Origin of the sequence: Alterinioella nitratireducens, from assembly GCF_013155465.1 — a bacterium.
Classification (GTDB): domain Bacteria; phylum Pseudomonadota; class Alphaproteobacteria; order Rhodobacterales; family Rhodobacteraceae; genus Alterinioella; species Alterinioella nitratireducens.
In genome coordinates, this window is record NZ_JABJVX010000004.1 from 16,255 (window position 1) to 37,726 (window position 21,472).

The 21,472-nt window shown below is 64.3% G+C and carries 21 protein-coding genes; 6 read left to right on the forward strand and 15 right to left on the reverse strand.

From position 1 onward, the window contains the following. Positions 1 to 7: 7 nt before the first annotated feature. Positions 8 to 661: a TetR/AcrR family transcriptional regulator gene (locus HNS34_RS07740; RefSeq protein WP_235952667.1), complete on the forward strand. Its 654-nt coding sequence runs from the start codon at positions 8 to 10 to the stop codon at positions 659 to 661. A 2-nt stretch (positions 662 to 663) separates the two neighbouring features. On the opposite strand, the gene HNS34_RS07745 is transcribed toward HNS34_RS07740, so the two are convergent. The 10 genes from HNS34_RS07745 to HNS34_RS07790 form a co-directional block, all read right to left on the reverse strand. After that, on the reverse strand, positions 664 to 1,182 hold the full coding sequence (locus HNS34_RS07745) for a DUF2478 domain-containing protein (RefSeq protein ID WP_172319485.1): 519 nt from the start codon (positions 1,180 to 1,182) through the stop codon (positions 664 to 666). Positions 1,183 to 1,201: 19 nt separating this feature from the next. Then, positions 1,202 to 2,464 carry a molybdopterin molybdotransferase MoeA gene (locus tag HNS34_RS07750; RefSeq protein ID WP_172319486.1) on the reverse strand — a complete coding sequence of 421 codons (1,263 nt, stop codon included), beginning with the start codon at positions 2,462 to 2,464 and terminating at the stop codon, positions 1,202 to 1,204. Next, on the reverse strand, positions 2,461 to 3,078 hold the full coding sequence (locus HNS34_RS07755) for a carbonic anhydrase (protein WP_172319487.1): 618 nt from the start codon (positions 3,076 to 3,078) through the stop codon (positions 2,461 to 2,463). Before HNS34_RS07755 ends, HNS34_RS07750 begins: the two co-directional genes overlap by 4 nt. A 9-nt stretch (positions 3,079 to 3,087) precedes the next feature. Then, a complete protein-coding gene (locus HNS34_RS07760; protein ID WP_172319488.1) occupies positions 3,088 to 3,897 on the reverse strand; it encodes a peptidylprolyl isomerase in 810 nt (269 codons plus the stop codon). A 6-nt stretch (positions 3,898 to 3,903) separates the two neighbouring features. Next, entirely contained in the window at positions 3,904 to 4,626 is a 723-nt protein-coding gene (gene narI / locus HNS34_RS07765; protein WP_172319489.1) for a respiratory nitrate reductase subunit gamma, read from the reverse strand. Positions 4,627 to 4,638: 12 nt separating this feature from the next. Further along, positions 4,639 to 5,355 (reverse strand): nitrate reductase molybdenum cofactor assembly chaperone, encoded by a 717-nt coding sequence (gene narJ, locus HNS34_RS07770; protein WP_172319490.1) that lies wholly within the window; start codon positions 5,353 to 5,355, stop codon positions 4,639 to 4,641. After that, on the reverse strand, positions 5,355 to 6,878 hold the full coding sequence (gene narH / locus HNS34_RS07775; protein ID WP_172319491.1) for a nitrate reductase subunit beta: 1,524 nt from the start codon (positions 6,876 to 6,878) through the stop codon (positions 5,355 to 5,357). Before narH ends, narJ begins: the two co-directional genes overlap by 1 nt. Further along, entirely contained in the window at positions 6,875 to 10,603 is a 3,729-nt protein-coding gene (locus HNS34_RS07780) for a nitrate reductase subunit alpha (protein WP_172319492.1), read from the reverse strand. The genes narH and HNS34_RS07780 overlap by 4 nt, the downstream gene beginning before the upstream one ends. 70 nt (positions 10,604 to 10,673) lie before the next feature. Beyond that, a complete protein-coding gene (locus HNS34_RS07785; protein ID WP_172319493.1) occupies positions 10,674 to 12,290 on the reverse strand; it encodes an MFS transporter in 1,617 nt (538 codons plus the stop codon). 75 nt (positions 12,291 to 12,365) lie between these two features. Continuing rightward, positions 12,366 to 13,775, reverse strand: coding sequence for an MFS transporter (locus HNS34_RS07790; protein ID WP_172319494.1), 1,410 nt, complete (start codon positions 13,773 to 13,775; stop codon positions 12,366 to 12,368). 264 nt (positions 13,776 to 14,039) lie between these two features. Here HNS34_RS07790 and HNS34_RS07795 point away from each other — a divergent pair, with 264 nt between their 5' ends. Next, positions 14,040 to 14,738 (forward strand): helix-turn-helix domain-containing protein, encoded by a 699-nt coding sequence (locus HNS34_RS07795; RefSeq protein WP_172319495.1) that lies wholly within the window; start codon positions 14,040 to 14,042, stop codon positions 14,736 to 14,738. A gap of 11 nt (positions 14,739 to 14,749) precedes the next feature. Next, positions 14,750 to 15,817: a hypothetical protein gene (locus HNS34_RS07800; protein ID WP_172319496.1), complete on the forward strand. Its 1,068-nt coding sequence runs from the start codon at positions 14,750 to 14,752 to the stop codon at positions 15,815 to 15,817. A 6-nt stretch (positions 15,818 to 15,823) separates the two neighbouring features. Here HNS34_RS07800 and HNS34_RS07805 read toward each other — a convergent pair whose 3' ends face one another. Both HNS34_RS07805 and HNS34_RS07810 read right to left on the reverse strand, forming a co-directional pair. Further along, on the reverse strand, positions 15,824 to 16,633 hold the full coding sequence (locus HNS34_RS07805; RefSeq protein WP_172319497.1) for a division plane positioning ATPase MipZ: 810 nt from the start codon (positions 16,631 to 16,633) through the stop codon (positions 15,824 to 15,826). Positions 16,634 to 16,739: 106 nt separating this feature from the next. Further along, the gene (locus HNS34_RS07810) at positions 16,740 to 17,423 is read right to left on the reverse strand and encodes an ArsR/SmtB family transcription factor (RefSeq protein ID WP_172319498.1); all 684 of its coding nucleotides are present in this window, start codon (positions 17,421 to 17,423) and stop codon (positions 16,740 to 16,742) included. Positions 17,424 to 17,501: 78 nt separating this feature from the next. Between HNS34_RS07810 and HNS34_RS07815 the strand changes: the two genes are divergently transcribed. Further along, positions 17,502 to 17,819, forward strand: a complete 318-nt coding sequence (locus tag HNS34_RS07815; protein WP_172319499.1) for an NIPSNAP family protein — start codon at positions 17,502 to 17,504, stop codon at positions 17,817 to 17,819. Positions 17,820 to 17,884: 65 nt separating this feature from the next. Continuing rightward, positions 17,885 to 18,187 carry a hypothetical protein gene (locus HNS34_RS07820; protein WP_172319500.1) on the forward strand — a complete coding sequence of 101 codons (303 nt, stop codon included), beginning with the start codon at positions 17,885 to 17,887 and terminating at the stop codon, positions 18,185 to 18,187. Positions 18,188 to 18,267: 80 nt separating this feature from the next. Here the strand turns inward: HNS34_RS07820 and rpmE are convergent, their stop codons facing one another. Together rpmE and rplS are read right to left on the reverse strand one after the other, a co-directional pair. Continuing rightward, positions 18,268 to 18,489 (reverse strand): 50S ribosomal protein L31, encoded by a 222-nt coding sequence (rpmE, locus tag HNS34_RS07825; RefSeq protein WP_172319501.1) that lies wholly within the window; start codon positions 18,487 to 18,489, stop codon positions 18,268 to 18,270. Positions 18,490 to 18,501: 12 nt separating this feature from the next. Next, a complete protein-coding gene (gene rplS / locus HNS34_RS07830) occupies positions 18,502 to 18,885 on the reverse strand; it encodes a 50S ribosomal protein L19 (RefSeq protein WP_172319502.1) in 384 nt (127 codons plus the stop codon). A 359-nt stretch (positions 18,886 to 19,244) separates the two neighbouring features. Between rplS and HNS34_RS07835 the strand changes: the two genes are divergently transcribed. Next, on the forward strand, positions 19,245 to 20,564 hold the full coding sequence (locus tag HNS34_RS07835) for an FAD-dependent oxidoreductase (protein ID WP_172319503.1): 1,320 nt from the start codon (positions 19,245 to 19,247) through the stop codon (positions 20,562 to 20,564). Here HNS34_RS07835 and trmD read toward each other — a convergent pair. Further along, positions 20,555 to 21,367 carry a tRNA (guanosine(37)-N1)-methyltransferase TrmD gene (trmD, locus tag HNS34_RS07840; protein WP_172319504.1) on the reverse strand — a complete coding sequence of 271 codons (813 nt, stop codon included), beginning with the start codon at positions 21,365 to 21,367 and terminating at the stop codon, positions 20,555 to 20,557. The two genes, HNS34_RS07835 and trmD, sit on opposite strands and share 10 nt — an antisense overlap. Positions 21,368 to 21,472 lie beyond the last annotated feature (105 nt).

A 21,472-nucleotide genomic window follows, 5' to 3' on the forward strand; every position in this document is an offset into this window, starting at 1 on the left:
GAAATCCATGATGACAACCCAACCCACGGAGTCCGAACGCAAAAGAGCGCCGTCCAAGCGGGCGCTGGCGACGCGGGACCGTGTGTTTGATGCTGCGGAACGGGTCTTTGCCCTGCGGGGGTTCGACGGCGCCACGATTCGCGACATCGCGGCGGAGGCGGGCGAACCGGTCGGCACGATCCACCATCACGGCGGCGGCAAGGAGGTGCTGTTTCAGCGAATCGTGGCGCGCCGGGCCGACGCCTTGTCGGATGCGCGCCTGGCCATGCTGGAGCGGACCAAGGAAAACCTGACCCTCGAATCCGTGCTGGAGGCTTTCATCCGCCCCTTCTTCGCGCTGTCGGCACAGGACGGGCGGTGGCGCGATTACGCGCGGCTGGTGGCCTATGTCTCGGTCGATGACAGGTGGCGCGAGGTCTCGGCGCGCCATTTCGATCCAACAGCGGCGATCTTCATTGCCGAAATGCGCGAGCTGATGCCGGGGGCCTCACCCCAGCAGGTGGCCGAAGGGTTCGTGTTCTCGGTCTCGGCGATGCTGGCGCTCCTGACCTCCGCCGACCGGATCGCATCTCTTGGCGGATCGGTCAGGTCCGAGGCCGACCAGGTCGACCGCCTGATCCGGTTCTGCGCGGCGGGCATGGCCGGGACGCTGAGCCGATAGGATCACGCCGCGACGCGCGGCTCCACTTCTGCAAGCGACCAGATCAGCAACTCGTTTATGTCTGCCGGGATCTGCACGGCCAGACCGGCGGTGAAGGCGTGAAACGCCTCGGCGTTCAGGCTGTTCAACCCGACCAGAACCGGAATGCCCCGTGCTGCGGCCTCGGCGATGGCGCCCCGAAACCCGCGCCCGTCGGCCTCGTGCTTGCCGAACTTGTTGATGATCAGCATATCCGCGCCTTGCGCCAACCGCGCCTCGGCCTGCGCCACCGCCGTTTCCAGCGCGGCGGGGTCCAGCCGACATCCCCGCGCCGCCGCGCCCAGGTTCTGCGAGATCCGCAAGGTCGGCCCGTCCGGCAAGACCCGCACATCCATGTCGCAGCGATGCGTGTCGGGCCGGTCGGTATTGATCTGGACGGTGCCGCACAGGCGCGTGCCCCCGGCGATCAGGCGGTCGGCAAGATCGGCCAGCAGCAGGTCGGTATCGCCGCGCCCCTCGGCCATGACATAGGCTATGTTCATTATCTCTCTCGCTTTCTCATCAGGTCTCGAAGGGCAGGAATTCGACCAGGTCGCCCGCGCGCATATGGTCGGCCTCTGCCGGGATCAGGATCAGCCCGTCGGCGCGCGCCAGCGTGGCGACACGGGCGGAATGGGTTTGCCCCTCGAACCGGACCATCTCGCGGCCATTGGCGTCATGTCCGGCCAACAGGGCGGGGCGCATCTCGCAGCGGCCCGGCTTGTGCTCAAGCGGATCGGCAAGGACCGCGTGGCGGCGCGCGGTGACGGGCTGCCTGCCGGTCAGGTGGTCCAGCAGGGCGGTTCCGAAGACCTGCCAGATCACATGGGCCGAAACCGGGTTGCCCGGCAGCCCGAGCCAGGCGGTGCTGCCGAGCGTGCCGACCGAAACCGGCTTGCCCGGTTTGATCGCGACGCCGGAAAGGTGGATCGTGCCGCCAAGCGCCAGCAGCGAGGGCTTGACCAGATCGGTATCGCCCACGGAAATGCCGCCGCTGGTGATCAGAAGATCGGCCATATCGGCCAGCGCGGCGATCTGCGCGGTCAGCGCGTCGGCGTCATCCTCGGCCACGGCACGGGCGGTGATCTCGACATCCGGGCGGGTCAGCATCGCGATCATCATCGGGCCGTTCACGTCCCAGATCTGACCGGGGGCGAGGTCCTGGCGCTGCGGCACGATCTCGTTGCCCGTCAGCAGGAGCGCCACCCGCAGCGCCTTCGTTACGGTCACCGACGCGCGCCCCGATGCGGCGGCGGCGGCGATGTCGCGGGCTGTCAGGCGCCGTCCGGCGGGCAGGATCACGTCGCCCTGTTCCATGTCATCGGCCACCGAACGGACATGCTGGCCGGGGGTGGGCCGGGTGCGGATCTCGATGCGACCGGGATGGGCGGTGACCGCCTCCTGCATCACCACGCAATCGGCCCCGCCGGGCACTGCGCCGCCGGTGAAGATGCGCGCGGCATGGCCGGGGGGCAGTGGGGCACGGGCATCGTCGCCCGCCGCGATCCGGGCCGAGACCGGCAAGACCCAGGGGCCATCGCCGATCAGGTCGCCCGCGCAGAGTGCGTAGCCATCCATCGCGGAAGAGGCGAAAGGCGGCACATTGGCGCGCGCGGTCACCGGGCGGGCCAGCACGCGGCCCATGGCCACCGCCAGCGGCACGTCTTCGGTATCTTTCCGGCGGGGCAGGGCGCGGATGCGCTCCAGCGCCTGGTCGATGCTGGCCAGTCCCTGCGCGGCGTCGCAGCCGCAGCCGGGCGCGTCCAGTCGGGCGATCACGGTCATGTTTCGGCCTCCGTCACGTTTCGTGGGCGTGCGACGCTGCATTGCAGATCGCGCAGGCGCCCGTCTTTCAGCCCATAGATCAGGCCATGCACGCGGACATCCTCGCCACGTTTCCAGGCCGCTTGCAGGATCGGCGTTTCGGCCACCCTTCGCACGCCCTCGACGACATTCAATTCGGCCAGCTTGTCGCGCCGTGCCTCGGCGCTGTCCAGCCGCGCCAGGTCCAGGGCGTAGGCGCGGCCAAGGCGGCGGATCGGTTCAAGCCAGTGATCGGCCAGCCCATGAGCGATCTCCTCGGTCGCCGCCTTGACGCCGCCGCAGCCGTGATGACCGCAGACGACGATTTCGCGGACATTGAGCGCATCGACCGCAAACTCCAGCGCGCTGAGCAGGTTGAGGTCGGAGGAATGCACCACATTGGCGACATTGCGATGCACGAAGACCTCGCCCGGATCCAGACCTGCCACGACATTGGCCGAGATCCGGCTGTCGGAACAGCCGATCCAGAAGAACTCCGGCACCTGCTGCACGGCGAGGCGGGCGAAGAACTCCGGCTCCGCCGCGCTCCGGCCCTCGGCCCAGTCTCGGTTGCGTTGCAGAAGATCGCTCAGCATCGCGCCCGCCTAGCCCGCCATTTCCGGGTTCTTCAGGTCCGCGCCCTTGATCTCGGCTTCGGCCACCAGACCGGCGACGAAATCCTTGGCGGCGCGGGCCCAAGCGGCCTTCTCCATCGCCTCGGCGATGCGCGGCTTGACGGCGTCGAAGGGCAAGACCGCCCCTTTGGCCAAGCCATCGAGGCGGATGATGTGATAGCCGTGACGGGTCAGGACGGGGTCCGCCGTGATCTCGTGTTCGGCCATCTCGCGCAGGGCGGCCTCGAATTCCGGCACGGTGTCGCCGGGTCCAAGCTGGCCCAGGGCACCGCCTGCGGATTTCGAGCCGCAATCGCTTTCCTCACCGGCCAGTTTGTAAAACCCCTTGGGCGCGTCCAGTGCCGCGGCGGTCAGGGCCCTTGCCTTGGTCAGCGCCTTTTCGCGGCCCGCCTCGTCGCGCGGATCGCAGGCCACCAGAATATGCGACACCTCCCAAAGCGGCGGTGCGCGGAAGCGCGACGGATCTTTCAGCCATTCGGCGCGGATGGCGTCCTCGGAGGGGGCCTGGGCGTCGATGGCGGTGTCGAGAAGGCCCCGGATCAGGGCCTCCTCCTCGGTCTCGAACCGGCCCGGTCCCACTTCGGCGGGCTCGGGCGCGATGCCCCGGCGGGCCGCCTCCTGCAACAGCAGGGTCCGGATCGCGACGGCATTGGCGGCCTTGCGCCAGGCGATGCCGGGCTTGCCCTTGGGGCCGGTGTGGTTCTGGGTCTCGGCGGCCACCACGGCGTGGGGGACGGTTTCGCCATTGACCACCAGGTCGGGGAAGAGTGCAGCATTCATGGCAGCTTACTCCGACCGGGCCGCAGGGGCGCGGCGTGTCCGCACGATCTGATAGCCCGAGCGGAACAGGTAACGGAACGGAGCAGCGAAGCCCGACACCATATGCACAAGCCGCGTGAACGGGAACAGGATGGTGATCAGCAGGCCCAGGAAGATATGCACTTTGTAGAGCCAATGCACGTTGGCCACGTCCAGCCAGGCGTTGATGTTGAGCAAGATCACGCTTTGCGACCAGTTCATGAAGGTGACCATCTCGACCCCGTCCATATGGCGCAGCGTCAGGGTGATCGTGCCCAGGCCGATCAGCAATTGCAGCCAGATCAGCACCATGATGCCGATATCGGAGAAGCTGGAGTTCATCCGGATGCGGCTGTCGGTCAACCGGCGGTGCAGCAGGATTGTCGCGCCGACAAGCGCCACGGCGCCGGCGATGCCGCCGATCAGCACGGCCATCCACTGTTTCACCGCGTAGGGGATACCCAACGCGTCCAGCACCCAGACCGGGGTGAAGAGGCCCAACAGGTGGCCGAAGAACACCGTGATGATACCGACATGGAAGAGGATCGAGCCCAGGATCAGCTGCTTGCGGCGCAAGAGCTGGCTGGAGGAGGATTTCCAGGTGAAAGGGTCGCGCTCGTAGCGCGCGATCGAGCCCACGATCAGCACGGTCAGCGCGATATAGGGCATGATCCCGAAGATGAAGAAGTCGATACTGAAGTTTGCAAACATTTCCATTACTCCCTATTCGGCCGCGTGGGGCGCGTTACGGACGGGCATGTCCATTTTCGACAGCATGTCGCGAACCTGCGGACAGCCTGCGTTGGGGTCGGGGCCGAAGCGCACTTCGCTTTCCTCCCAGACCTCGTCCAGCGCCTCCAGATCCTCGGGGTCGTCGTCGGGCTGCTCCAGCAGTTCCGCCAGTGCCTCGTCGTTCGCCCTGGCACCCGATAGCTGGAAAAGAGCGGCGAACACGGCACCATAAGGACTTTCGCGCCGGTCAAGCCGGGTGGCGAGCGCCTCGAAGATATGGGCCGCGTCCGCCAGAGTTTCCCTGGCCTCGACGAAGGGTTGCGTGGCCAGGAATTCCAACAATACGGGCAGGTGATCGGGCAGTTCGGGCGTGGCGGGGTCGAACCCCGCCGCGCGGTAGGTTTCCACCAGCGAAACCATCGCGCCGCCCCGGTCCCGGCTTTCGCCATGGACATGCTCGAAGAGGTTGAGCGACAGCGTGCGCGAGCGGTCGAAGAGCATCACGAACTGCTCCTCCAACTCGTAGATGTCACGCTGCGCCAATTCCTCCAGCAAGGGGCTCAGGTCCCGGCGGGCGGCGGCGGTCAGACGGCTTTCCGCCATCAGCGTGCCGGCGATCTCGGGCATGGCTGCCTGAAGCTCCCGGGTGGGATAGCTCAGGATCAGCGACAATGCCTTCAAGGTGCGGTCTTGCAATTGCAGGGTCATTACCTTGCCTCCGTCGGCATCTTCAGGGGTTTCTTGCCGCCACCGAAGAGCGATCCGCCCTTGTTGCCGGTGGAGCAGCCATTGCTGTCGGTAAAGCCGCAGCCGCCGCGCAGGTCATAGGCTTCCTCGACATGTTCGCGGTGCGTCGTCGGGATGACGAAACGATCCTCGTAATCGGCCAGCGCCATGATCTTGTACATGTCCTCGATCATGCGGCCATTCAGGCCGACGCTTTCCGCGATGCCTTCGTCGATGACGCCCTCGACGGTCTTGGACCGCATGTAGGAGCGCATCGCCAGCATCCGTTCCAGCGCGGTGACAACCGGGGCTTCCTCGCCCGCCGTCAGCATGTTGGCCAGATACTTGACCGGGATCCGCAGGTTGCGCACATCCGGCATCCCGTTCTTGGAGCTGATCGCGCCCGCCTCGGCGGCGTTCTGGATCGGGGAAAGCGGCGGGATATACCACACCATCGGCAGCGTCCGGTATTCGGGATGCAGCGGGAAGGCGACCTTCCACTCCATCGCCATCTTCCAGATCGGGCTTTGCTGCGCGGCCTTGATCCAGTCCTGCGGGACGCCGTCACGCTTCGCCGCGGCGATCACTTCGGGGTCCTTGGGGTCCAGGAAGACGCTCAGTTGTGCCTCGTAGAGGTCGCTCGTTTCATGCGCGTTCGCCGCTTCCTCGATCCGGTCGGCATCGTAGAGGATGACGCCGAGATACCGGATTCGACCGACGCAGGTTTCCGAACAGACGGTCGGGTTGCCGCTTTCGATCCGGGGATAGCACAGGGTGCATTTCTCGGATTTGCCGGTTTCCCAGTTGTAATAGACCTTCTTGTAGGGGCAGCCCGAGACGCACATCCGCCAGCCCCGGCATTTCTCCTGGTCGATCAGGACGATACCGTCCTCCTCGCGCTTGTAGATCGCGCCAGAGGGGCAGGAGGCCGCACAGGTCGGGTTGAGGCAATGTTCGCACAGCCGCGGCAGATACATCATGAAGGTATTTTCATACTCTCCATACATCTGCTTCTGGATGCCTTCGAAATTGTAATCCTTGCTGCGCTTCTCGAACTCCCCGCCCAGGATTTCCTCCCAGTTGGGGCCTTTCTCGATCTTCTGCATCCGCTCGCCCGAGATCCGCGACCGGGGCCGGGCGGTCGGAAATGCCGCGCCCTCGGGGGCGGATTTCAGGTGGTCGTAGTCGAAATCGAACGGCTCATAGTAATCGTCGATCTCGGGCAGGTCCGGGTTGCCGAAGATGTTGGACAGGATACGCCACTTGTTGCCCTGCTTGGGCTGCAACTTGCCGGCGCGGGTCCGTTCCCAGCCGCCGTTCCAGCGGGCCTGGTTCTCCCAATCGGTGGGATAGCCAAGGCCCGGCTTGGACTCGACGTTGTTGAACCAGGCGTATTCGACGCCGTCGCGGCTGGTCCAGACGTTCTTGCAGGTAACGGAGCAGGTGTGGCACCCGATACATTTATCGAGGTTCAGCACCATGCCGATTTGAGCGCGGACTTTCATTCTGCTGCCTCCGTGGGGGTTGCTTCATTGTCGAGCCAGTCGACGTTCTTCATTTTGCGGACCACGACATATTCATCGCGGTTCGACCCGACCGTGCCGTAGTAGTTGAAGCCGTAGGCCTGATGGGCGTAGCCGCCGATCATATGCGTGGGCTTCAGCGTGGCGCGGGTGACCGAGTTGTGGATGCCGCCGCGATTGCCGGTCTTCTCACTGCCCGGTGTGTTCACGATCTTCTCCTGCGCGTGATACATGAAGGTCGAGCCTTCCTTGATCCGCTGGGACACAACCGCCCGGGCCGTCAGCGCCCCGTTCACGTTGTAAAGCTCGATCCAGTCGTTATCGACGATGCCCACCTTCTGCGCGTCCACCTCGGAGATCCAGACGACCGGCCCGCCCCTGTTCAGCGTCAACATCAGCAGGTTGTCGGTATAGGTCGAGTGAATGCCCCATTTCTGGTGCGGCGTGATGAAGTTCAGGAACAGGCTGTCGCCTTCGTCCAGCACGTCCTTGTTGATGGTCTTGAGGTCCACCGGGGGCCGGTAGCTCATCAAGCCTTCGCCGAATGCGCGCATCCACAGGTGATCCTGGTAGAGCTGCTGACGCCCCGTCAGGGTCCGCCACGGGATCAGCTCATGCACGTTGGTGTAGCCCGCGTTGTAGCTGACCTTCTCGGATTCAATCCCCGACCAGGTGGGGCTGGAGATGATCTTGCGGGGCTGCGCCGCGATGTCCCGGAAGCGGATCTTGTTGTGATGCTCGCCTTCGGCCAGGTGCGCATGTTCGCGACCCGTGGCCTTCTCCAGCGCGTGCCAGGCCTTGACGGCCACTTCACCGTTGGTTTCAGGCGCCAGCATCAGCACCGCTTCGCAGGCATCGAGCGCGCTTTCCATCTTCGGACGACCCTCGGCCGAGCCGTCAAGCTGGCGGCCATTCAGATCGCCGAGATTGTCCACCTCGCTTTGCGTGTTCCACGAGATCCCCTTGCCGCCATTGCCGAGCTTGTCCATGAGCGGTCCAAGCGCGGTGAAACGGTCGTAGATCTTGGTGTAATCCCGCTCGACCGCGATGAAGTTCGGCGCGGTCTTGCCGGGGATCAGGTCGCATTCGCCCTTCTTCCAGTCCTTGACCTGGTCCTGCGCGATCTCGGCAGGGGTGTCGTGCAGGATCGGAAGCGCGACGATGTCGGTCTCCTCGCCCAGGATTTCCGGCGCGACCTCCTGCACCTTCTTGGCAATCGCCTTGAAGATTTCCCAATCCGACTTGGATTCATACGCCGGATCGACCGCCGCCTGAAGCGGGTGGATGAACGGGTGCATGTCCGACGTGTTCATGTCGTCCTTTTCGTACCAGGACGCGGTCGGCAGAACGATGTCGGAATAGACGCAGGTGGTGGACATCCGGAAGTCGATGGTCACCAGCAGGTCCAGCTTGCCGCGCGGGGCCTCCTCGTGCCACTTGGCCTCCTTGGGCAGTTGCCCGCCTTCCTCGCCCAGGTCCTTGCCCATGACGCCATGCTTGGTGCCCAGGAGGTGCTTGAGGAAATACTCATGCCCCTTGCCGGACGAGCCAAGCAGGTTGGAACGCCACACAAACAGGTTGCGCGGCCAGTTCGCCGGATCGTCGGGGTCTTCGCAGGCCATCTGCAACTCGCCCGATTTCAGCTGCTCGGTGACGTATTCCGGGATTGCCTTTCCGGCCGCCTTGGCCGCCTTGGCAACCTCCAGCGGGTTGGTCTTGAGCTGCGGCGCGGAGGGCAGCCAGCCCATGCGCTCGGCCCGGATGTTGTAGTCGATCAGGTTGATGTCCCAATCGCCTTCGGGCGCGGTGGGGCTGAGGATCTCCTTGGCCTCCAGCGTCTCGTAGCGCCACTGGTCGGTATGGGCATACCAGGCGCTGGTGGAGTTCATGTGACGCGGCGGGCGGTGCCAGTCCAGCGCGAAGGCCACCGGCAGCCAGCCGGTCTGCGGGCGCAGTTTCTCCTGGCCCACGTAATGCGCCCAACCGCCGCCGGATTGACCGACGCAGCCGCACATCACCAGCATGTTGATGATGCCGCGATAGTTCATGTCCATGTGGTACCAGTGGTTGATACCGGCCCCCAGGATGACCATGGACTTGCCCTGCGTGTCCTCGGCGTTCTGCGCGAATTCACGCGCGACATGGATGATCTTGTCGGCGGGCACGCCGGTGATGCGCGATGCCCAGGCCGGGGTGCCCGGCATCTCGTCGGCATAGTCGGACGTCACCCAGTCGCCGCCAAGCCCGCGATCCAGGCCATAGTTGGCGCAAAAGAGGTCGAACACCGTCGTCACCAGGGTCTCGCCCTCGGCGGTGGTCACCTTGCGGGCGGGGATGTTGCGCGTCAGGATATCGGGATGGTCCGCGCCGGTGGCGAAATGCTCATGCGCCTGGCCGCCGAAATAGGGGAAATCGACGCCGACGACATCGTCATGGTCTTCTTCCAGGATCAGGCTCATCTTGAGCTGCGTATCCGCCCCCTTGGCGCGTTCCTCGAGGTTCCATTCACCCTCTTCGCCCCACCGGTAACCGACCGAGCCATTCGGTGCGACCAGGTCGCCGGATGTCTCGTCCAGCGCGACGGTCTTCCATTCCGGGTTGTTGTCCTCGCCCAGTTTGCCATCCAGATCGTCGGCGCGCAGGAAGCGGCCCGGAACGTATCTGCCGTCTTTCTCCTCCAGCTTCACCAGCATCGGGAAGTCGGAATATTTGCGGCAGTAATCCTCGAAATACTCGGCCTGACGGTCGAGGTGGAATTCACGCAGGATGACGTGACCGAAGGCCATCGCCAGCGCCGCGTCGGTGCCCTGCTTGGCGGGCAGCCAGACATCGCCGAACTTGGCGGCCTCGGAATAGTCGGGGCAGACGACGGCGGACTTGGTGCCCTTATAGCGCGCCTCGGTGTAGAAATGCGCATCCGGCGTCCGCGTCTGCGGCACGTTCGAGCCCCAGAGCAGCAGGTAGCCCGAGTTATACCAGTCAGCCGATTCCGGCACGTCGGTCTGTTCGCCCCAGGTCATGGGCGAGGCGGGCGGCAGGTCGCAATACCAGTCGTAAAAGGACATGCAGACGCCGCCCATCAGGGACAGGTAGCGCGAGCCCGCGGCATAGGAAATCATCGACATCGCGGGGATCGGCGAGAAGCCGAAGATGCGGTCGGGGCCATAGGTCTTGGCGGTGTAGGAATTGGCGGCGGCGACGATCTCGGTCGCTTCTTCCCAGGTGGCGCGCACAAAGCCGCCCTTGCCGCGGGTCTCGACATAGCCCTGGCGCAGGATCGGATCGGCTTGGATCGCGGTCCAGGCCTCGATCGGCGATTTCGTCTCGCGCATCTTGCGCCAGACCTTCATCAGCTTGCCACGGATAAGCGGGTTCTTCACCCGGTTGGCGGAATAGAGATACCACGAATAGGAGGCGCCGCGGGCGCAGCCGCGCGGTTCGTGGTTGGGCAGGTCGGGCCGGGTGCGCGGATAATCGGTATGCTGCGTTTCCCAGGTGACGATGCCGGACTTGACGTAGATCTTCCAGCTGCACGACCCGGTGCAGTTCACGCCATGGGTCGAGCGCACGACTTTGTCGTGGCGCCAGCGGTTGCGATAGGTGTCCTCCCAATCGCGGTTTTCACGGGTCATCTGCCCATGTCCGTCCGAGAACTTTTCGACCGTGTCGGAGCGGAGGAAATTCAGTCTGTCGAGCAGGTGGCTCATGTCATTGGCTCCCTAAGGGGTGGGGTGGTGGGGCCTGCCCGAAGCGGCGCTCCGGGCAGGCGCTGTCGGATCAGGGGTTCTTGATGTAGGCGTTCGGGCGCAGGTAGAACCACCAGTTGATGGCGATACAGAGCACGTAGAAGGCCGCGAACCCGTAGAGGGCGTATTCCGGCGTGCCGGCGCTCATCTGCTCCCCGAAAATCTGCGGGATGATGAACGCGCCATAGGCGGCAACCGCGGCAGTCCAGCCCAGGACCGGTCCGGCCTGCTCCTTGTTGAACGCAACCGCGATCGTGCGGAAGGTCGAGCCGTTGCCGATGCCGGTGGCGGCGAACAGGATCAGGAACAGGATCAGGAAGGGCAGGAAGAAGTCCTGCGGTGTCGCCGAGGCATAGGCGGCCTGGATGAAGTAGGCCACGCCAAGCGCCGAGGCGACCATCACGATGGAAATCCACTGCGTCACACGCGCCCCGCCCAGTTTGTCGGCCATCATGCCGCCGATCGGACGGATCAGCGCACCGATGAACGGCCCCATCCAGGCGAACATCAGGGCGGATGGGCCATCGGGGTTGGCGGTGTCATGCGTCATGATGCCGTCGATCTCGATATGCTGGAAGCCGAAGACCACCTTGATGGTCAGCGCCAGTGCCGCCGAATAGCCGATGAAGCTGCCGAAGGTCATCGTGTAGATCACGGTCATTGCCCAGGTGTGCTTGTTGCCGAAGATCTTGTACTGGCGCGACAGGTTCTGCCCGACGGCACCGGGGATCAGCTTGAGGCCCAACACGGTCAGCGCGATCACGATGGGCAGCACGAGCCATTTCGACAGGCCCAGACCGGAGGACGGCATGCCGCCTTCCACGCCCGGAAGCATCAGCCAGATGCCAAGGACAGAGGTCGCAAACCCGATCAGCAGCATGCCGGTGATGATACCAAAGGCACCAAACGGGTTCGGGATGTTCGGGCTGACATGTTCGTCACGGATGTTGTTCATCCCGAACCAGCCGATGATGACCAGCGGAACCAGCGCAAGCAGCCAGACGAAGCCTGCGTTCTGAATGTAGGTCTCGGAACCTGCGGGGATACGGGCAAAGAAGGTGCCGGAGGTGTTCTGCAGCGTCATCGACTCGCCGCCGAACAAACCGAAAGTCATCACAAGGGGGATCACGATCTGCATCGTGGTCACGCCGAAATTGCCCAGACCGGCGTTCATGCCAAGTGCATAGCCCTGGATCTTCTTGGGGAAGAAGAACGAGATGTTGGACATCGAGGAGGAGAAGTTGCCGCCGCCGATACCCGACAGGAACGCCAGAACCTGGAACTGCCAGAGCGGCGTATCCGGGTTGGTCAGGGCAAAGCCCGTCAGGACAGCGGGGATGATCAGCAGCGCGGTCGTAAAGACGATGGTGTTGCGCCCGCCAGCGATGCGGATGAAGAAGGTCGAGGGGATACGCAAGGTCGCCCCGGCGAGACCCGCGATCGCGGTCAGGGTAAAGAGCTGTGATTGCTCGAAGGCAAAGCCCAGGTTGATCATCTGGACCGTGATGATGCCCCAGTAGAGCCAGACGGCAAAGCCGCAGAGCAGCGATGGAATGGAAATCCAGAGGTTGCGGTTCGCAATCCCCTTGCCGGTCGACGCCCAATAGGACTCATCATCCGGTGTGTAGTTTCTCAGGTCTTGTCCCACGAGTGGTCTCCTCGTTCTTTAGGGTGTGTGACGCCCCGCCGCCTGGGATCGGCGGCGAAGCGCGGGAGATGTTGCTTATTGCGGCTGCGGCGCTTGATCGCGGCTTCTGATCGCGATCAGGCCTTCCTCCAGCTCGGCATTGGCCCGTTCAGCACGGCGGCGCAGCGTCTCGATATTGGCCGCGGCGAAGTTGGCGCGTTCCTCGTCTTCCTGGCGGGTCGAGAAGCGGACGAAGAAGGCCAGGAACGAGGCACAGGTCACCACGATGCCGAGGATGAAGAAGGCTTCGGACCAGTCGATCATGTTCTTGAACAGGAACCCCGCCAGAACCGCGCCCGCATTGCCGCCCGCGCCGACCACGCCGGCCACGGCACCAAGCGCCTTCTTGTTGATGAAGGGCACGACCGAATAGGTGGCCCCTTCGGCCATCTGGGTGAACAGCGAGAAAACGATGAGCGACGGAATGGCCAGGAACAGCACCTGCATCTGGCTGAAGATCATCAGCGCGATGCCCTCGAACAGGAGGCAGATGAACAGCCAGAACGACCGGCCGCGCAGGCCCCAGAGCGCCCCGAAATTGTCCCCGAAAATGCCGCCGAGCGTCCGGGCAAAGAGGTTCATCAGGCCAAAGCTTGCGGCCACCAGGCCGGCAGTCACCAGCGTGAGGTCGAAATAGTCGATGAAGTAGAGCGCGGCGACGTTGTTGACCGTCAGCTCGATGCCGAAAGAGGCCCCGTAGATGACGAACAGAACCCAGACCCTCGGGTCGCGCAGCGCCTGCCTGTAGTTCTTGTTGACGTTCTTTTTCTCGATCATGCGGCCCTGGGCGCGCAGATCGTCGAAATTGCCGTCGGGCGCGTCCTGGGTCAGGAAATAGTAGGCGATCCCGACCAGGAAGATGATGATACCGACAACGACCATCGACAGTCGCCAGCCGACCGCCTCGGAAAAGCCGAACCCGACAACCATGACCGAGAACAGCAGCGGCATGACGAACTGCGTGACACCGCCGCCCAGGTTACCCCAACCGGCCGATGTGGCGTTCGCCTGGCCCACCACGTTCGGTGCGAACATGACCGAGGTGTGGTATTGCGTGATCACAAAGGAGGCCCCGATGCCGCCGATAAGAACGCGGAACAGCAGGAAGGTCTCGAAACTTTGCGCCAGACCGATGCCCATCACCGGCAGCGAGCCCAGAATCAGCAGCCAGGTATAGGATTTCCTGGGGCCGATCCGGTCGCAGAGCCAGCCGATGAACAGCCGCGCGAAGATTGTCATCGACACCGAGCCGATGATCGCCCAACCGATCTGGTTGGGTGTCAGCGCCAGTTCATCGCGCACGACAGACATAAGTGGCGCAATGCCGAACCATGCGAAAAAGCACGAAAAGAACGCAAACCACGTCATGTGGAAGGTTCTGATCTGCACCATCTTCACGTTTAAGAAATTGCCCCAGAGACTGGTGGCCTTGTTTTGCAGCTCCATCGAGTTCCCTCCGATCCTTGGCAGATGCAAACCTGACTGCCTTGCTTGATCTGGCCGGACCCTGTCAGGATGGATGGGCGGGCTGCTTGATCTGGGTCAAAAACCGGGAAAAAGCGTATGAAATAAATGAGTTACAAAAATATGTCAGTTGGCGGGGCAGGGTTTCGCAAGGCAGGGCCCGAGAAATTCTGCAGAGGTGTTGACATCGCCCCCGCCCCGCCTTGATAAATGTCAATCCATCCAAAAGCGGGGCGCGCTGCCACCATGCCTGAGTCGGAAAAGCATCATATCCGATCCCTGAACGTGTTTTCGCAGATGGCGGATTCGCATTTCGATCGGCTGACGCGCGGGGCCTATGTGCAGAATTTCCCGCCGATGATCGACCTGATCGCCGAGGGCGACCAGAGCGATTTCCTGCATATCCTGCTGTCGGGCTCGGTCGAGCTCTATTCAAGCTGGAACGGGCGCGAGACGACGATGTCCACGGTCTGGCCGGTCTCGACCTTCATCCTGGCCGCCACCATCAAGGACGCGCCCTACCTGATGTCCGCGCGCACGCTGGAGAAAAGCCGGGTGGTGCTGCTGCCCTCGTCGGATGTGCGCGAAACCTTCGATGCCGACCCCGATTTCGCCCGCGCCATCGTGACCGAACTGGCGCAATGCTACCGCTCGGTGGTGCGCAACACCAAGGATCTGAAACTGCGCAGCTCGGTCGAGCGGCTGGCCAACTACCTCCTGCGTCAGCAGAAGCGGGCAAACGGTGCCGCGGTATTCACGCTGCACACCGAAAAGCGCCGCCTTGCCTCGTCGCTTGGCATGACGCCCGAGAACATGAGCCGGGCGCTCAAGAACCTGCGCGCCTACGGGGTGCAGGTCGACGGCAACAGGGTCACGATCACCGATCAGTCCGATCTTGAGCAGTTCGCCAAGCCAAGCCCGCTGATCGACGATTACCGGGTCTAGGGCGGGTGACGATGCCACAACGCCGGGCCGTCTTCTTCTTGCACGGGCTGCCCGATTACGAGGCACTGTTCCCGCTGGCCTGTCACCTGGCGGCGCGCGGTGTGCCGGTAAACTGTTTCGGAGCGTCGGCCGCCCCGCGCCGGGAGCCGCGCCTGCGCGGGCTTGTCGCGAAGGCCCCTGTCCCTGTCAGGTTGATCCCCAACCGTCTGCTCAAGCGATTTTCGGGGCTGTGGCTGAAACCGGGCGATGTGCCGGTGGTGCTGGCCGATCCGGCCTATGACAGCAGCGCGACGGGGCGGCGGGGGCAGCATATCCTGCGCCACGGGATCGACAGCATCTTCGTGCAGCATGGCGTGATCCAGACCCATGTGAACTATCCTCTCGACATGGCAGACCCGCAGCCGTTTCATTCCGCCCTGCTGCTGCTCTATGGCCCGCCTCAAGGAGCCACCGCGATCACCGAGGAGGCCCGTGGCCGCGCCCGGCAGGTCGGGTTCCTGAAACGGCCCCTCTTCGCGCCCCGCCCGCCGTCACCGGCCTTTCGCCAACTGCAATCGGGCTTTGCCCGGACCGTTCTGCTCTGTCATTCCTTCCGCTGGCAGGCGCGCTACTCGGGCTCGGAGATCGAGAGCTATTATGCCTTCGTCCGGCAGGTCGCGGGCGCGCGCCCCGATCACCTGTTCATCCTGCGCGGCCACCGTGGCAAGGCGCGGGCGATGCACCGTGAGAAGGATGCCGAGCTGTTGCGCGCGGTCCCCAATGTCGTGCTGTCCAACGCCCATTCGGGACCGTTGAAAGCCATGGACATGCACGATGTGCTGGACCTTGCCGACCTCACCATATCGACCGCGTCAACGGCGATCCTGGACAGCCTCTATCGTGGCAGGATGGCCGCCGTCTTTCGCAACGAACACCCCGTGTTTCAGGATCTGCCCAATATCGAAACGGCCGAGGATGCGCTGCGTTTTCTCGACGCGCCGCCACAGCAGGCGGGGGACGCGCTACTTGGCCGGTTCGGAGAGGTCGACACCAATCTTGACCGCGCGGCGGATGAGATCGCTGATTTCCTCGCCCGCTGAGCCGGATCAGAAATCCACCGTCACGCCGGGCAGGTTCATCGCCTTGACCAGGTCGCGCACTTCCTGCCGCGCGGCGACGTTCGAGATGTTCATCTTCTCCACCCCCATGTCGCGCAGGTCCAGCAGCGTCATGCCCGTCGGGAACAACTCGCGGAAGATCACCCGTTCGGACAGGCCGGGGGCCACGCGAAACCCGATGCGCTGCGACAGCGCGGTCAATGCGTCGCCCACCTTGCGCTTGTTGTGCATGTATTGCGCGCCAAGCCGGTTGCGCACGACGATCCAGTCGATCGGGCTGAGGCCCGCCTTGGCGCGCAACTGACGCGCGTGCCAGACCATCTCGGAATAGACCGATGGGCCCTTGATCTCGTAGGTCTCGGGTTCGATCCGGGCCAGCAGGTCGAAATCGACGAAACTGTCATTCATCGGCGTGACCAGCGTGTCGGCCAGGGAATGAGCCACCTGGCTGAGGCGGGTGTGGCTGCCGGGGCAATCGATGACGATGAAATCGCAGCGCCCCTCAAGATCGCTGACCGCCGCGGACAGGCGCAGGTCATAGATGTTCTCATCGGGGCCAAGCGTGTCTGGGTCGATCTCGGGCAATTCGATCAGCATTGGAGCGGCCAGGGTCAGGTCGCGGGCGGCGATCGAGTTGCGCCGGTTCTCGATATAGCGCCCGAAACTGCGCTGGCGCAGGTCGAGGTCCAGCCCGCCGACCCGGTGGCCCATGCGCGCCAGCGCCGTCGCCACATGCATGGCCGAGGTCGATTTGCCCGACCCGCCCTTTTCGTTGCCGAAAACGATGATATGCGCCACCGCTGTCCCCTTTGAGATATGTCCCGAACCGACCCTCGTTTGGCGGGGCCGACCTCATTTTCGCGGCAATATACGGAAGGGTTTGCCGGGTGTTAAGGCGGAAAGGTCAGGCAGTTGGAAACTGTGTCTGAAACTGCGCGCGTCCGTGGGGGGGAAAGCGGATCACGCGGCTGTTCGGGTCGCGCGTGGCCCATCCGCGCGCCTGCATCATCTCCAGCATCGCCTGCCCCAGACTGCCGGCAAGATGCGTGCGCCGCTCGCTCCAATCCAGGCAGGAGCGGCAGAGCGGGCGGCGCGCGGCCTCCAGCGGTGCCAGGTCAAGGCCCATGCCGATCAGCGCCGCGCGGCCCTTGGCGGTCAGTTCGGGAAACTCGGCATCGTCGCGCAGGAGGCCCCGGCGGATCATGCTGTCATACATCGCGATGCCCATGGTGCCTGCCAGGTGATCGTAGCAGATGCGCGCCTCGCGCAGCGCTGCATCCTTGGGGCCAATGCGGGTGCGCAGATGGCCGGTGCCCGCCGCCAGCCCCATCAGCGCCTCAAGCACATCGGCCACCTGGTCCGAGGCGATGGTGAAATACTTGTGCCGCCCCTGCTTGCGCGCCGCGATCAACGCGCCGCCTGCCAGTTTCGATAGATGCGCGCTGGCCGTGGGCAAGGTGACGCCCGCCTCTGCCGCCAATTCACTGGCGGTCAGGGCCTTGCCGCTCATCAGCGCGGTCAGGATATTGGCGCGGGCCGGGTCGCCGATCAGCGCGGCGATGGCGGATATGTCGGGGCCTTCTTTCATGGTTCGACCGTAGCCGAACCATCGGCGCGAATCAATCCGCTATGGTTCGCCCATCATCGAACCATGAAGGAAGACCCCATGCTGACCTGCATCATCCGCTACCAGATCGACCCGACCAAGCGCGATGCCTTCGCGCAATATGCCCGCAACTGGGGCCAGGCCATTCCGCGCAACGGCGCCGATCTGATCGGCTATTTCGCCCCGCATGAGGGATCCTCGACGCTGGCCTATGGCATCTACAACATCCCGTCGCTGGCCGAATACGAGGCCTATCGCGCGCGGCTGGCCGATGATCCCCTGGGGCACGAGAATTACGACTATGCGCAGCGCGAGAAACTCCTGCTGCGCGAGGATCGGACGTTCCTCAAATGCGTCTCGCTGCCGCATGGGGGGTGAATTGACAGTCCCCGCCCCGGCCTGCATGGTCCGCCACCTACTGCCAATTTGCTGGAGATACTGTCATGATGTTGGGTGAAGTCCTTGCCGCCGCGCGCAAGTCCGGGTCCGGAATGGAAGACTGGCTGGCCCGTGCCGAGCCGGAAATCTGGGCCGCATTGGGCGAGGCCGCCGCGTCCGAAGGCATGGACCCCGCCGGTTATGCCCGCATGGCGGTTGCCGACTTCTCGAACCGCGCGCCCGAGGAAGACTGGGCCACGCTGATGGGCCGCATCCGGGATGCGCGCGACCCCGGTCAGGCCTGCCTTCTGTCCATGATCACCTGGCGGTTGAGAAAACCCACCAGCTCCTGCGGCCACAATCACTAAGCCGCACGCCGACCAGGCCCAAAGAAAAACGCCGCCCGAACGGGGGCGGCGTTTTTCCGTAGAACAGCGAGAGCGAAGGCTTAGAAGCCGAGCCCCTCGTATTTCTTCTTGAACTTGGACACGCGGCCGCCGGTATCCATCAGGCGGGACGAGCCGCCGGTCCAGGCCGGGTGAACGGTCGGGTCGATGTCCAGCGACAGCTGGTCGCCCTCGGACCCCCAGGTGGATTTCATCTGGATCACATCGCCATTCGTCATCTTGACGTCGATGATGTGGTAATCGGGATGGGTCTCTTTTTTCATGACATCCGCTCCTTACGCTTCAGCGCCGGATTTGGGCTTGTAGTTGGTGACTTCCGCGATCCGGGCCGACTTGCCGCGGCGCGAGCGCAGGTAGTAGAGCTTGGCGCGGCGTACACGGCCACGGCGGACAACCTCGATGCTGTCGATATTCGTGGAATGCAGCGGGAACACACGTTCCACGCCTTCGCCGAAGCTGATCTTGCGGACGGTGAAGGATCCGGCGATGCCCGACCCGTTCTTGCGCGCGATGCAGACGCCTTCGTAGTTTTGCACACGGCTGCGCGTGCCCTCGGTCACCTTGTAACCGACGCGGATGGTGTCACCCGCCTTGAAATCGGGGATGTCTTTCCCCAGGGCGGCAACTTGCTCCGCCTCGATCTGTGCGATCAGGTCCATCGCAATTCTCCAATACTGACCACGGTTTGTCCCGTGAATGTGATGCCGCCCTCGAGAGCTCTCGGTCTTCTTCCGGGTCCGCATGATGCGCCCGCCAGAGGTCAGGTCAACGTTTCCTTGTCGCGTCTTGCAGGTGCCAGTGGCCGCAGGGAGGGGGCGAAGAAACCCCGTTTGCAGATGGCCGTGGCAATAGCAAAACGGCCCCGAGTCGGATTTCCGACCGGGACGGGCGGGGTATAGGCAGGAAAGGGGCCGGGATCAAGCGCAACTTGGCGGCGCGCCCCCAAATCGCGGGAACCTGACCTTGGCAGCACCCTTCGGCCAATGCAACATGGCGCGAAACGCATAGGGGGAACACGATGGCAGGTTCGGGCAGGGCGGTTGACCTCGCGGTTATCGGCGGCGGCACGGCAGGGTTCGGTGCGGCGGTGACGGCTGCGCGGCAGGGGCTCGAGGTCTGCCTGGTCGAGGCCGGGGCCAGGATCGGCGGGGTCATGGCCTTCTGTCCCGGCATGCCGTGGGGCGGCGGATATCCCTGCGGCACGTCCATCGGGGGGGTGATGGAGGAGCTGACCGACCGGCTCAGGGCGCTTGATCCGCCAGCCGCGGAGATCCGCCGGTCGACATTGGAGAATTTCGGGCCCGAGATTGTTTACGACCCCGACATGCCGCAAATCGCGATGTTCGGGATGCTGGAAGAGGCTGGCGTCGAATGCCACCTGAACACGCTGGCGCAAAGGCCCGTGATGGACGGGGCGCGCATCGCACGCATTGATTGCGCCAACCGGCATGGCTGTTTTGCCCTGACCCCGCGCCTTGTCGTGGATTGCTCGGGCGATGGCGATCTTTCGGCGCAAGCCGGGGTGCCGTTCGACCTGGGTGACGCGAGCGGCGCGATGATGGGGGTGACGCTCTCGTTTCTCTTGGTGAACGCGCCCTGGGACGTGGTGTTTGCCGATCCCGACCCCTATTTCACGAGCCATGCCAGGCGCGGTGTTGCCGATGGTCGCCTGCACTCCGATCTGGCGCAGCTTTACCTGATGCGGGGGTTTCACAGCGATACGGTATTCTGCAACTCGGTGATCATCCGCGATGTCGATGGCCGGGATGCCGATGCCATCGCCCGCGCCACACAGGAAGGCCGTCGCCGGGTGGCGCAGCTGGTGGCGTTCCTGCGGGCCGAGGTGCCGGGATTCTCAGATGCGTGGATGACCGCGCTCGGGCCGACAGTCGGCGTGCGCGAAACCCGAAAATTGCACGGGTTGTATCGACTCAGCGCCTCGGACGTGGCGATGGCGACAAAGTTCGAGGACGGGATCGTGGCCTGTTCCAACCCGGTCGATGACGTGATGCGGGGGGCCGATGGCGCAATGACACATGAGGCGGCGGTTGAAGGGCAGGGATATTACACGCTGCCCTTTCGCTGCCTGGTGCCCGAAATGGTCGAGAACCTGCTTTTTGCCGGTCGGATCGTTTCGGCCGACCCGGCGGCCTTCGCGTCCATTCGCGGCATGCCGCAATGCATGGCGATGGGGCAGGCTGCTGGCAACGGGGCAGCCCTGGCGCTGCGCGGGGAATGCGCGGTGCAGGCGATTGATCCTGCCGATGTGGTGGCCGCGATGCAGGCGCAGGGCATGCGGGGGCTGGCCGGTGAGGGGCTTGGGCCGCCTCAGCTCTGATCCTTGCGCGCCTCATACGCGGCCCAGAGGTCGGGGCGGCGTTCCTGCGTCAGCTTCTCGGCCTGCGCGCGCCGCCATTCGGCGATCTTGGCGTGATTGCCCGAGAGCAGCACCTCGGGGATGGCATGGCCCTGCCAGTCTGCGGGCTTGGTGTATTGCGGATGTTCCAGCAGGCCGTCGGAGAAGCTCTCCTCCTCGGTCGAGGCCTGGTTGCCGAGGACATTGGGGATCAGCCGCACGGTCGCGTCGATCAGGGCCTGCGCCGCGATCTCTCCGCCCGTCATGACGAAATCGCCAAGGCTGACCTCCTCCATGTCGAAATGGTCGATCACGCGCTGGTCGACGCCCTCGAAACGCCCGCAGAGCAGGGTCATGCCCTCGGCGCGGGAATAACGCTCGGCATCCGCTTGCGTGAAGGGCCGCCCGCGCGGGGTCAGGAAGACGCGGGGCCAGCGGGCGGGATCCTCGGGCGTGCCGCGTGACGCCATGCCGATGGCGCGGCCAAGCACATCGGCGCGCATCACCAGCCCCGCCCCGCCACCCGCCGGCGTGTCATCGACATTGCGATGCTTGCCCTGGCCGAAGGTCCGCAGGTCGATAGGCTCCAGCGCCCATAGCCCGTGTTGCAGCGCCTTGCCGGTCAGGGATTGGCCAAGCACGCCGGGGAACGCCTCGGGGAAGAGGGTGATCACCTTCGCCTTCCACGCGCCCTTCAGATGCGGCGTGGGCGTCATCAGGTCGCGCGGCGTGTGGCTGGCGCTGATCGACAGGCGACCATGGGATTTCCTGGGCGGTTCTTTCATGAGCGATGGCGTTACCGGGAAAGCGGGGCGGTGACAATATCAGGCAGGAACGACCCCTTGTTTGCAGGGCCGGTGAAATAGGTTAACGTGCCCGTCATTCAAGAC